Consider the following 12,332-nt stretch of genomic DNA (forward strand, 5'->3'; position numbering starts at 1 on the left):
AGTGTGAAAATGGCTATAACAGGTTCTATTGTTTTATCCATCCTTGAGAGCGGATTTTCAAAATTTTCACAGCACCAGACTGTTGTAAGACAGTTGTCAAATGGCATGGATGTTATAGTGTGTTCAATGGGTGAAAACAATTCGGCATCTGTTCAGGTATGGGTTGCAGCAGGAAGCTCAACCGAATACCAATGGTCGGGGGCCGGTATATCACACCTTCTTGAACATATGATATTTAAGGGTTCATCAAAAATAACAGGAAAACAGATCGGAGACAGGGTTAAGGCTATCGGGGGTAAAATCAATGCATATACCTCACATGAAAGAACAGTATTTTTTATTGACTGTCCTAAAGAATATGTTAAAGATGCAATAGAGATTTTACATATGATACTTTCGGAGCCTTTGTTTGACCGGCAGGAACTTGAAAAGGAAAAAAATGTAATATTAAGAGAAATGGATATGAGACAGGATTCTCCTGATAGGGAAATATCTGAGACACTGTGGGAGACTGCATTCAGGGTTCATCCGTATAAGATTCCAGTGATAGGATATCCTGAACTTTTTAAGAAACTTACAAGAGAAGACCTTGTAAAATATTATAAGAATTTCTATGGCTCAGAACACTGTGTTCTTGTTGTTGCAGGTGGTATCCAGATTGAAGATGTATTAAAAAAAGCAGAAATATTTTTCAGTTTTCAAAGGTCCGGTCCTGTTAAAAATCCGGTTGCTCTGGAGCCTCCTCAACTTTCACAAAAAAAGATTCGCAAGACTATGCCTGTGGATATTGCAAGGTTCATCACTGCATTCCATGGTCCAAGTTTTTATTCACCAGACCTTTATCCGATGGATATGCTTTCTGTTATACTCGGGCAGGGTAGACCTTCAAGACTCTATCAAAGACTTATTCAAAAAGAAAATCTTGTATATTCAGTGGACAGCTGGTCTTATACACCGAAAGACCCCGGACTTTTTGGTATATATTGCACACTTGATGCAAAAAATTTCGAAAAGGTTGAAAGAATTATTTTTGAAGAAATAGAAAAAATAAAAGAACAGGGTGTAAAAGACGAAGAGATACAAAGAGCAAAAACAAAAATAGAAAGCGAATATCTTTTTTCAATCCAGACCGCACATGGAACCGCAGCAGATGTAGGTTCTAACTTTGTATTTACAGCAGACCCGGATTTTTCGGTTTTATATCTAAAAAACATAAAAAAGGTTGATGCTGTATCAATAAGAGAAGCCGTAAAAAAATACCTAACAAATGAAAGATCTGTTATTGCAGAACTCTGCTCAGAAGAAAAGAAGACAGTAGAACAGGGTAAGACTGAAAAAGAGTTTTTATCTGTGGAAGAAATAAAACTTCACAATGGGATAAGACTTGTTATCCGTCCGAATCCATATGCAAACCTAGTAAGCATAAAGGCTCTTTTCCTTGGTGGGTTAAGAACAGATGAACAGCCCGGCAGTTCCATCGTCCTTTCTTCAATGCTGGAGTCCGGAACAAGTAAATACAATGCACAGGAACTTGCACTTGAGATAGAAAAAATTGGGGGGCAGAGTTCTGTACATACAGGTTACAACTCAATAGGTTGGACAATAGAGGTTCCGCCTGACAATACAGGGAAGGCAATGGACATAATGAAGTCTGTACTTGAAGACTCAGTTTTTCCTGAGGATGAGTTCAGTTTAAAAAAATCTCAGGCAATTGCAATAGCAAAACAGGGTTATGAACAGCCCATACATATTGCTCTGAATAGATTGAGAAAAGAACTGTTTGGAAAACATCCCTACTCAAATCCTCCGGATGGGAATCCAGGTGATTTACAGGATATAAAAATAGAAACGGTTATAAAGCAGGCAGAAGACATAATAAATCCTCAAAATATGGTTTTATCAATATTCGGGAATTTTTCTAAAAAAGAAACAGAAGACAAAATAAAAGCATCTTTTGGTTCAATCAAACCTGGGAAAGAATTTAAAATTCAACAGATTCCTTTAGATTTTCCAGAAGCGCCGAAGACCATTGAAGAAGAATTTGATGGAGAAGGGGCCTGTATTGTAATAGGTTTTCCCGGCACAACAATGTATTCAGATGACAGATATATATTAGATGTGCTTGCCAATGCAATGAATGACCAGGGTGGAAGTCTTTATCATAGGTTGAGAGATGAAAAGGCACTTGCGTATAGTCTTGGCTCTGCAAATATATCCGGGATTGAACAGGGTGCATTCATATTCCATATACTTACATCTAAGGAGAATGTTAAAGAGGCACATACTGAGATACAGAGGTTTATCAATTCTTTAGCAGAACAAATAGAAGAAAAATCAATTGAACTTGCAAAGGCAGAAGCCATAGGCGCACAGGTTCTTCAAACACAGACAGAAGGTGGGCTGGGATTTGCAGTGGGTCTGGATGTCTTGTATGGGATGGGGGCAGATAATCAGGAAAAAAGTCTTGAAAAAATAAAAAGAATAAAAATAAAAGATGTAAAAGATGTAATACAAGAATATTTTAATCAGGACAGAAAGGTTACAGTTATACTAGGACCAAAGGATACCCAGAACATAGGTGACAGGTGACAGGTGACAGGTGGCTGATGGCTGATGATAAATGCCAAATGTCAAAATCCAAATGACAAAAAGTATGACCTGTTGATATCTATTTGACATTTAACATTTGTTATTTATTTGTCATTTGTATCTTATTTTTTGAGAACTGGTGTTTGTAATTTTAAGACTTGCGCTGTTTTTCCATCACCGGTCATCTGTTGCCGGTTGTATAAAATTATCCAGTGTCACAGGGGGTGGATCTAAAGATGGATGCCTGTAATTGCCAGTTATCCAAAGAACAGGAGCAGATGTATGAACAGGTCGGTATTTTTTTAAATTATATGGAGATAGAAAAAGGGCTTTCAAAAAATACGGTTTATTCATATTTTTTAGACCTTAAAAAATATATTGAATTTCTAAATAAGCAAAATTTACATTCTTTTAAGTCTGTTAAAAGGGAAAATATTGTAGATTTTTTAATGGAATTAAAACAAAAGAAGAATGCTGCCCCCACTACCATATCAAGAAGGCTTGTTGCAATAAAGATGCTTCACAGGTTTCTTGCAAGAGAAAAAATTATTGAAAACGATATAACAAGTGTGCTTGAACACCCAAAGCTTTGGAAAAAACTTCCCGATGTGCTGAAGGTAGAAGAAATAGAAAAAATATTAAACATTTTAAAGACTGATAAGCCCATTGGTATAAGAAACAGGGCAATACTTGAGGTTATGTATGCCTCGGGATTAAGAGTTTCAGAGGTTTCATACTTAAAATTGGAAGATGTGAATTTAAGTGTTGGCTTTATAAAATGTATTGGAAAAGGAAGAAAAGAAAGGATTGTTCCTATCGGCAGGATTGCATCCGAATGGATTAAAAAATACATAGAAGAAGCAAGAAACAAGCTAAATCCTGAAAATGAAGAATCTTACCTCTTCCTGTCATATCAGGGGAAAAGACTTTCAAGAATAAGCATATGGCAGATGGTCAAAGATACGGCAAAACAGGCTGGGCTTTTTAAAAAAGTAAAACCCCATACATTCAGACACTCATTTGCAACACATCTTCTTGAAAGGGGGGCAGATTTAAGAATTGTTCAAGAACTTCTGGGACATTCAAGCATATCAACAACACAGATTTATACACATGTAGAAAAAGACAGGTTAAAAGAGGTCCACAGGAAGTTTCATCCCCGGGAAAATCCCTCTCCCTGCTAACTTTCTGATCAAACCATTGAAGGCGGTTTACGATTGCGCCGATGCGTTACCCTTGCGGGGAGGCAAAAATTTATATAATTTGATTCCAGATTAGAGACTGTGTTAAATGTAAAAAATTTATGGACGAAGGGTTATAATGCTATACGGGCCTTTGCCCAAATTTTGCTTTACTTCATTTTGTAAAATTTGTTTTGTCCTTGTTCTAATGACCTTTGCATAAATAATGGTAAATATAAATAGGGTCAACTCTATTTTCTCTAAAAAACCAATGTAGTATTATTAAAAAAAGAAAATAGAGTTGACCCTATTTATCCCTGAAGATATTTTTCCATTATTTATGCAAAGGTCAATAATGAAAAAAGTATAGCAGATATACTGGTAAAAGGAGAGGTTAAGGATATTGTTGAAATCTTTATATTTTGCATTTGTTTTATTTCCAGACTCTTTCTTCCACCTTCTCTTTTATAATCTTTTCACAAGGATATATATCAATTATTATTTCATCGGGTTTAAACCAGAGTTTTATTTCTCTTCCGGCGTCCTGTTTATTGCTTGAGGTGTGTAACACATTTTCATAAACCCCTTTTGTTGTTATTCTGCCGTACTGGCCTCTGATTGACACTGAATCTGCTTCTTCAGGGTTTGTTGCGCCTGCAACTTCTTTTACCTTTTTAATGGCATCTTCTCCCCAGTATACCAGAGCAAGAATCTTTTTCCTGTTGTGTAACTCTCCCATAATGTAACTTATCAATTCTTCAAAAAAGGGCCTGTCTTTAAGATGCTGATAGTGAATCTCGGCAAGCTGACGGGAGACCCTGGCAACCTTTGCCCCTATTATCTCCAACCTTGTTTCAGAAAGCCGCGTAAGTACATTACCCGTAAGAGATTTTTTAAGTCCATCTGGTTTTATAATCACAAGTGTTTGTTGTTTCATATTATTTTATATTTCACCCTTCAACTGTTATGGCACTTACAGGACAGTCTTCAGCCGCCTGTTTGCAACACTCCTGAAAATCTTCAGGTATACTTGAGGATATTGCAACCGCAACATCATCAGTCATTGAGAAAACATCGGGGCAGGCATCTGCACAAAGCCCGCATCCTGTGCATGTATCTTTGTCAACCATTACTCTCACTTTTCCTCCTTTTTCATTTTTTGTTTTTCTTTTTTCCAATGCGGATAGTATTTTTCTATCCAGTCAATTGTTGCTTTATAGATACCTATATCATAGCCCAATTTTTCACTTTCTATCCATTTGTGTTTTAGTATTTCCTGCCTGAGAGAATTTGTTTGCTTATACAGTGCAAGCATTTTAATTCTGTTTTCTTGTTTTGCTGATGGCATATTATTTTACTCCATGAATGTCCAGGGCTCTTTATACACACCTGCTCCTGACCATATTCTGTCAAGCGAATAAAGCATCCTTGTTTCTTGAATAAATATATGGATTATAATATCGTTATAATCCATTACCACCCACTTCCCATCCCCTTTGCCTTCTATGTTTCTGACCTTATATCCTTTTGTGCCCGCTTCTTTATTTATGAGTTCTGCAAGGGATTGGCTATGTTTTATATTTTGCGATGTTGCAATTAAAAACCAATCGGTAAAACCGTTATATTTTCTCAAATCAAGCAGCATCATATTTTCTGCTTTTTTTCCAAGAAGAATATCTATAAATATTTTTACCTTTTTCGGAAAAAATCTTCCGGTCATTTTGTTTTTAAAATTCTAAACATAGATGTGCCGCAGTCCTTGCATTTACCCTTTAATGCAATTCTGCCATTCTTTAATGTAACCTGTTCTTCATCTTTCATCTGACCTTTTTTCTTACATTTTACACAATACGCTTCTATGTTTTCCATACTGACCTCCTGAAATGTGAACCGAAGTATCATAACTAATATACTGTGTCAATACCCTCTTATGTCAATCCACCTTTTTTCCTTATCTCACCCTTGCCAAGTGGTTTTTGTAGACGCACTTTCTTATCCAGTTCTTCCGCTGGTGTTCCGGGAATTATTATTTCTCCATATCTTATGGTTGTTATTGGAATAAGAAGTGACTGGTTTTCTGTGCCAATAGGTCTTTCTATGGTTCCTCCTTTTTCATCTATCATCTGTTGGTACAGTCTTCCATCAACCCTTAACATATAAGGAGATTCATCAGTAATGGTCCCCCTTACAATAATAACAGCACCTTCAAAATCGGATGTTGTTCTCCATAACACTAACCTTACCCTTTGTTCTAATAACATATTGCCTCTTTCATTTCCCTTACAGCATTTTCTATCCCAACAAATACTGCGCGGGAGATTATTGAATGTCCTATGTGAAGTTCCTGAATACCTTTTATAAATGCAATCCTTTTAACATTATAGTATGTAAGTCCGTGTCCTGCATTTACACAAAGCCCCGTTTCCAATCCCTGATTAACCGCTTTTTCAATGGTAATTGCTTCTTTTTTAGCCTCTTCACCCTTAGCATTTGCATACTTTCCTGTGTGTATTTCAATAAAATCGGCGCCAGATTTTTTTGCGTATTCTATCTGTATAGGGTCTGGGTCTATAAATAGACTAACAGCGATACCTTTGTTTTTGAGTATTTTAATAGATTCCTCTAAACTTGAAAATTCGGTAACAACATTTAATCCACCCTCTGTTGTTATCTCCTGTCTTTTTTCAGGAACAAGGGTTGCCTGTTCGGGTTTAATTTCACAAGCAATCTCCATAATATCCTTTGATAGAGACATCTCAAGATTGAACTTAACTGGAACAATTTCTCTGATAATCCTTACATCTCTATCTTGTATATGCCTTCTGTCTTCTCTTAAATGAACAGTAATAACATCAGCCCCGCCAAGCACCGCAAGCATACAGGCAAAAACAGGGTCTGGTTCAAATGTCTTTCTTGCTTGACGAATCGTTGCAATATGGTCAATATTTACACCGAGTTTTGGCATAAATCCTCCGTCCTTATAATATCTTGAAGCAGTGTAACATTTTGATATTCCCATATTAAGGATACTACTAAATCTAAATTTTGTCAAGAGCCTGTGAACATAACGAAAACTAAAAATTTGACACGGTATTAAAATTTCAGTATAATTATAACATAAGTATTCAAACAAATTTTATTAATTTTTTAAACAAGAAAGAATTTACAGAGCCATGGTGGTAAACAGAAACAAGCGGCCATTTTTCTCTTGACGGATTCTTAATTATATGCTAATATCCACATATTACTTGAGTCTGTCTCTGAGTATACCCTGTTGTATCGGAATTTCAATAAATTCCTATACAAAAGTCAGGGAGGTCTAAAGGGGAATAATCTGATTTCCCCGGGAGGCAGGAACTTTTTTCTTAAAACTAGGGATAAGAAAAAAGTTTTGTTAGAGGTGTTTTATGGCACTTAAACAAAACGGGGTTAGTTTATGAAGGCAGGCTCCTGTGCCTGCTACAGGCAGGAAATAACAAATGTAAAACAACCGAAATAGAACAAAATTTATAAAAGAGAAGGCTAAAAAATGGTAAAAAAAATAGGAATACCAAGGGCATTGCTTTATTATAAGTATTATCCTTTCTGGAAGACATTCTTGGAAGAATTAAGATGTGAGGTAATTACATCTACACATACCACTCAAAAAATTTTACAAAGAGGAGTTAAATGCAGCATGGATGAATCCTGCCTGGCGCTTAAGGTCTTTTGTGGCCATGTGTTGGATTTAATTGATAAAGGAGTGGATTATCTATTCATCCCCAGAATAGAGAGTGTAGAGAGGAAGCATTTTGTCTGCACCAAATTTTTAGGGCTTCCGGATATAGTAAGAAATTCCATAAAAAAGACCCCACCTATTTTAAGCCCAAATATTGATTTTAACCGAAGATTTCCATACCAGTCAATGTTTAGTGCAGGATGGAGGCTTACCAAAAATCCTTTTAGGATTCACACCGCTTATTGGCGGGCAAGAAAAAAAGAACAAAACTTTGAAAGGACGCTTAAAACTGCAACTTCGGTTTCTGAGGTGATGGAACTTATAGAAACAGGCCAGATCAGAAAAGTCAACACACAAACACATCCTGTTTCTAAGGGGGTGAATATCGCCGTCATAGGTCATCCATATAATGTCTATGATGACCTTGTCAATCTTGGAATTATAAAAAAATTAGAGAAAAAAGGAGTAAATGTCCTCACCCAGGAGATGGTGCCTCAGGAGGTAAGTTTTAGGGCAGCCTCCAGGGTTTCAAAAGATATTTACTGGACATATCAAAAAGAAATCTTTGGGGCAAGCCTACACTTTGTAGAGAAGGGAGTAGATGGCATCATTTTTATCATTTCATTTCCCTGTGGCCCAGATTCGCTCACTATAGAGTACGCCATCAGGCAGATCAAGAATTCTGTTCCAATCCTTTCTTTAGTGATAGATGAACACCAGACTGATACAGGAATTATGACAAGACTTGAGTCTTTCATAGATTTGATAAAAATGGGAAAAGAAAAGACAACCCCCGTTAGAAAAAACTTCTCTGATGGCGCTTCTCTGCCTGTGCCACATCTGACACAGCAGACAGGTAATGGCAAAAGTGGACTTAAGATTACATTTCCTCATATGGGGGATTACTATGTTTGCTTTAAGAGTCTCTTTGGGACCTTAGGTCATGAGGTGGTTGTTCCTCCGCCCATAACCAAAAGAACCATAGAACTGGGCTGTAAACATTCTCCCGAGTTTGTATGTTTTCCATTTAAGATCACATTAGGTTGTCTGATTGAGGGGTTAGAACAGGGTGCAGATATTCTTTTGCAGTCAGGAAGTAAAGGGTCCTGTCGGTATGGTGAGTATAAACCCGTACAGGAGCAAATATTGAAAGACTTAGGCTATAAGTTCAGGTTTATGAGGTTTAGCAGTTTTGGAGATTTTAAAGCAATAAATAAAAATGTCACAAATTTACAGATCTTGCAAAGGATAAGAATTGCCTGGGCAAAGTTAAGGGCTATAGAAAAGTTTGAAAGTGAAGTTTGGAGATTAAGTGCCTGCGAGGTAAATATTGGCGAAACCAGAAGACTGTATCAAAAATTTTTGAATTCCTGCGACCAGGCTAATACAAAAGATCAGGTAAAGAGAGTTGAAAAAGAGTACTCGGAAAGATTTAATCAGATCAAAACAGTTCCCGGGTTCAGGCCAATTAAAGTAGGCATTATTGGTGAGATATACATAGTTATAGAGCCATATAGCAACTTAGATATAGAAAAAGAGTTAGGTCAGATGCGGGTTGAGGTGGTCAGGCCGCTCTGTTTAGGCCAGACTGTAAAAGAAATGCTATGCCTGTCACTTAAAAAGACTACCTTTCAAAGAATATCACGATCTTATTTGCAATATAATTCTGGTGCCCATGCCAACGCATCAGTAGCAGAAACTATTATCTTTGCTCATGAGGGTTTGGATGGTGCAATTCATATAAAACCCCACGCCTGTATGCCCGAGGTTACCGCCATGGGCGCTCTTCATAGAGTAAGTAAAGATTACAATATCCCGATATTGTTTTTTTCTTTTGATGAGAATGCAACCTCTGTTGGAGTAAGAACACGCCTGGAGGCATTTGTGGAATTACTTAAAAGAAAGAGGGAAAGAAAATGTATCTTGGCATAGATGTTGGGTCAGTAAGCACAAAACTTGTTGTCATTGACAAGGATAGAAATGTTCTAGATGCTCTTTACATCTCCACAGGAGGAAATCCTATCCTGGCAGTAAAAAGAGGGTTAAAGACAATCCAGCAGAGACTGACAAATCCAGAAAAGATAAAAAGCGTAGGAACAACAGGCAGCGCCCGTCATCTTATCAGTATTTTAGTTAATGCCTGTGTTGTAAAAAATGAGATTATTGCCCACGCATTAGGAACCTTACACTTTATAGCAGGGGTTAGAACCATCATTGAAATAGGCGGACAGGATTCTAAAATTATAATTATAAGAGACGGTATTCCCGTAGATTTTAGTATGAATACGATATGTGCTGCCGGGACAGGCTCGTTTTTGGACCACCAGGCTACGCGCCTTGGAATTCCTGTTGAGGAATTTGGCGATTATGCCCTGAGAGCAAAAGTAAAAGTTGGTATTGCTGGAAGATGTACAGTATTTGCTGAATCAGATATGATTCACAAACAACAACTCGGATTCAGTAATGAGGATATTATCAACGGACTGTGCGAGTCTATTGTCCGAAATTATCTGAATAATGTGGGCAAGGGAAAGGAGATTTTATCCCCTATAATATTCCAGGGCGGAGTAGCAGCAAACAAAGGCGTGGTTAGAGCTTTCCAGAAGGAGTTAGAAACAGAGGTAATTGTACCTGAGTATTACAATGTAATGGGCGCCATAGGTGCAGCTATCCTGGCTATGGAAGAGACTGAGAAGAGCGGGTGCCAGACTGATTTTGATTTTAATATTGCTGATATTGATTTCAGGACCAGATCGTTTGAGTGTAGTGGATGCCCAAATTATTGTGAAGTAATAGAGGTATTAAAAGCACATATAGTTGTCCACAGAGCCGGTTCACGATGTGGAAAATGGGAGGTTCAAGATGCAGAGGAAAGACTTGTCAAGTCGGGGGTGTATGACAACAAATAAGTATAATTGTGTCTTCGAGGGGAATCCTTTTATTGTGTGCTATCATTGCAGGGCTGAATAATTACGAAAATTTAAGAAGGATAAAATATGGGAAAATTTCAAGAAAGGTATATTGTAGACGAAAAGGGACAAAAGACGGCGGTAGTTCTTCCGGTTGAAGAGTATGAGGAACTCTTAGAGGATCTCCACGATCTCGCAATCACCGCTGAACGTCGGGATGAGCCTACAATAGCTTTCGAAGAACTTAAGAAACGGTTGAAAGAAAATGGCTTTTTATGAGATTCAATGGAAGAGATCAGCCGAACGAGACTTACGGAATATCGACCCACAACAAACTCCTCGAATTATCAAGGCTGTCGAATCCCTTACAGATGATCCATTTCCGCTACAACACCGTAAACTTCGAGGCTCAGAACGAGATTATCGGATCCGAGTTGGGGATTACAGGGTGATCTGCCAAGTGGATACCAAAACGAAAATTGTGATCATTTATCATGTCCGTCATCGTAGAGAAGCATATCGCAAGTAATAAGACCATTGACCGACTTCGCCTAACAGAGCGTATCTGGTTCGGGCTAATGCCCTCACCAAATTGCTTTCGGCTGCTTCGGATACGTTCGGGACGTTAGGCGACATTCGTTGTCTCTTTACTCAAGTTTGAAAAATGTCCGAAAAAGATTTAATGGTATTTGAAAAGAGAGTTAAAAACTGGGAACTTGCACATCCCAGGCAGTGGATAGATACCTAATAAAAATATCAGAATCAATCAGAGGCAAGAAAGGAGGTGATGGAGAAAAATGTGGCTTCTGTCTGTGGGATTCTGTTGAAATAGAAGATGGAAATAAAAAACTTCTGAAGTTTTTTACTTTTGTAACCGCATCTTGGGGTTGGGACAAAAAACTTCAACCAAATTGGAGGTGTAGATTGAAAAGATTAGTTCTTTTAAGTTTAGCAACCCTTCTGTGTCTGCCTTTGGCAGTCTATGCGATAGGTATAGGCGGGGTAGAAACACAGGGAGAAGGAAAAGTTGGCATCGGCGTTGTTCAAGAATTTGTCTTTGAAAGGGATCTGGAAGACAAAAGCGTAGAGCTAAGAGTAACGACCCCTGGTGGTCTTGCTCCTGCAACCGGCACAACAAGAAGCAAAGTTGACGAAATGAGTCGCACAATGCTAAAAACAAGCTATGGACTGACCGATAATGTAGATATGTATATAAAGTTGGGCGTTGCCAGTTTTGATTCTGAACACAGAGGTAGTGGAACCTGGCGGCTTGGTGCTGCCACTGGCACATGGGTTGAGTCCGTAAAACTTGAAGGTGACGATACTCTTGCCTATGGCATTGGTATGAAAGTTACACAACCTTTGGAAAACGGCTGGCTTGTGGGTCTTAATGTTCAACATTTAAGACACGATCACGATACAAGAAGAACCGGGTCGCAAAGAGCATACAATGCTGCTGGAGTTTTAGTTTTTTCAGAAACATTTACTCCCCGAAAAGGGGAAATGAGAATTCAGGAAACACAAGTTGCGCCATATATTGCCAAGGAACTGGGTATGGGTGGTAGTTTTATACCTTATTTTGGCGTAGTGTACTCAGAGTTAAGAGGAAGATATAAAGAAAATGGAATAAGAGAGAGACATAAAGCCGATGACAACTTTGGTGTATTCTTGGGTGCAGATTACAAAATTGGCCTGGATACATTACTCAATGTTGAAGCCAGACTTATAGATCTAGATCAAACAGCATTGAGTCTTGGTGCCACTCACAAATTCTAAGCGTCTACTTATTTTGTTTTATCTTAGAGCCAGAGGCGTCTTGATTCTTCAGGACGCCTTTGGTGCACTTAAGGTAAGTCTTTTATTGACGGGAAAGAAGCGATGGTGTTATTTCAAGTCAAAAAGGCGTGGTAATCCCGGTAAATACTCAGTCAACTT

General features: G+C 38.0%; 13 protein-coding genes. 7 read left to right on the forward strand and 6 right to left on the reverse strand.

The features are described from left to right. Nucleotides 1–9 precede the first annotated feature (9 nt). A complete protein-coding gene (locus B9J78_00540; protein ID MBA2123427.1) occupies nucleotides 10–2,589 on the forward strand; it encodes a hypothetical protein in 2,580 nt (859 codons plus the stop codon). A 278-nt stretch (nucleotides 2,590–2,867) separates the two neighbouring features. Continuing rightward, a complete protein-coding gene (locus tag B9J78_00545) occupies nucleotides 2,868–3,773 on the forward strand; it encodes a site-specific tyrosine recombinase XerD (protein MBA2123428.1) in 906 nt (301 codons plus the stop codon). A gap of 430 nt (nucleotides 3,774–4,203) precedes the next feature. Here the strand turns inward: B9J78_00545 and B9J78_00550 are convergent, their stop codons facing one another. The 6 genes from B9J78_00550 to B9J78_00575 all read right to left on the reverse strand — a co-directional run bounded on the left by B9J78_00550 (nucleotide 4,204) and on the right by B9J78_00575 (nucleotide 6,735). Continuing rightward, nucleotides 4,204–4,707: a hypothetical protein gene (locus B9J78_00550; GenBank protein MBA2123429.1), complete on the reverse strand. Its 504-nt coding sequence runs from the start codon at nucleotides 4,705–4,707 to the stop codon at nucleotides 4,204–4,206. Between the two features lie 13 nt (nucleotides 4,708–4,720). Then, nucleotides 4,721–4,909 carry a ferredoxin gene (locus B9J78_00555; GenBank protein MBA2123430.1) on the reverse strand — a complete coding sequence of 63 codons (189 nt, stop codon included), beginning with the start codon at nucleotides 4,907–4,909 and terminating at the stop codon, nucleotides 4,721–4,723. Beyond that, the gene (locus tag B9J78_00560) at nucleotides 4,906–5,118 is read right to left on the reverse strand and encodes a hypothetical protein (GenBank protein MBA2123431.1); all 213 of its coding nucleotides are present in this window, start codon (nucleotides 5,116–5,118) and stop codon (nucleotides 4,906–4,908) included. Before B9J78_00560 ends, B9J78_00555 begins: the two co-directional genes overlap by 4 nt. Nucleotides 5,119–5,124: 6 nt before the next feature. Then, entirely contained in the window at nucleotides 5,125–5,490 is a 366-nt protein-coding gene (locus B9J78_00565; protein MBA2123432.1) for a ribosome silencing factor, read from the reverse strand. 208 nt (nucleotides 5,491–5,698) lie between these two features. Then, nucleotides 5,699–6,031, reverse strand: a complete 333-nt coding sequence (locus tag B9J78_00570; GenBank protein MBA2123433.1) for a hypothetical protein — start codon at nucleotides 6,029–6,031, stop codon at nucleotides 5,699–5,701. Then, the gene (locus tag B9J78_00575; protein MBA2123434.1) at nucleotides 6,022–6,735 is read right to left on the reverse strand and encodes a pyridoxine 5'-phosphate synthase; all 714 of its coding nucleotides are present in this window, start codon (nucleotides 6,733–6,735) and stop codon (nucleotides 6,022–6,024) included. The genes B9J78_00570 and B9J78_00575 overlap by 10 nt, the downstream gene beginning before the upstream one ends. 564 nt (nucleotides 6,736–7,299) lie before the next feature. Between B9J78_00575 and B9J78_00580 the strand changes: the two genes are divergently transcribed. From B9J78_00580 to B9J78_00600, 5 genes are all read left to right on the forward strand, one after another. After that, entirely contained in the window at nucleotides 7,300–9,420 is a 2,121-nt protein-coding gene (locus tag B9J78_00580; GenBank protein MBA2123435.1) for a hypothetical protein, read from the forward strand. Then, nucleotides 9,405–10,397 (forward strand): 2-hydroxyglutaryl-CoA dehydratase, encoded by a 993-nt coding sequence (locus tag B9J78_00585; protein MBA2123436.1) that lies wholly within the window; start codon nucleotides 9,405–9,407, stop codon nucleotides 10,395–10,397. The genes B9J78_00580 and B9J78_00585 overlap by 16 nt, the downstream gene beginning before the upstream one ends. Nucleotides 10,398–10,484: 87 nt before the next feature. After that, nucleotides 10,485–10,676 carry a prevent-host-death family protein gene (locus tag B9J78_00590; protein ID MBA2123437.1) on the forward strand — a complete coding sequence of 64 codons (192 nt, stop codon included), beginning with the start codon at nucleotides 10,485–10,487 and terminating at the stop codon, nucleotides 10,674–10,676. Then, nucleotides 10,663–10,926 (forward strand): hypothetical protein, encoded by a 264-nt coding sequence (locus B9J78_00595; protein ID MBA2123438.1) that lies wholly within the window; start codon nucleotides 10,663–10,665, stop codon nucleotides 10,924–10,926. The genes B9J78_00590 and B9J78_00595 overlap by 14 nt, the downstream gene beginning before the upstream one ends. Nucleotides 10,927–11,129: 203 nt before the next feature. Then, entirely contained in the window at nucleotides 11,130–12,173 is a 1,044-nt protein-coding gene (locus tag B9J78_00600) for a hypothetical protein (protein ID MBA2123439.1), read from the forward strand. Nucleotides 12,174–12,332 lie beyond the last annotated feature (159 nt).

This window comes from bacterium Unc6 (genome assembly GCA_013626165.1).
Classification (GTDB): domain Bacteria; phylum Omnitrophota; class Gorgyraeia; order Velesiimonadales; family Velesiimonadaceae; genus Velesiimonas; species Velesiimonas alkalicola.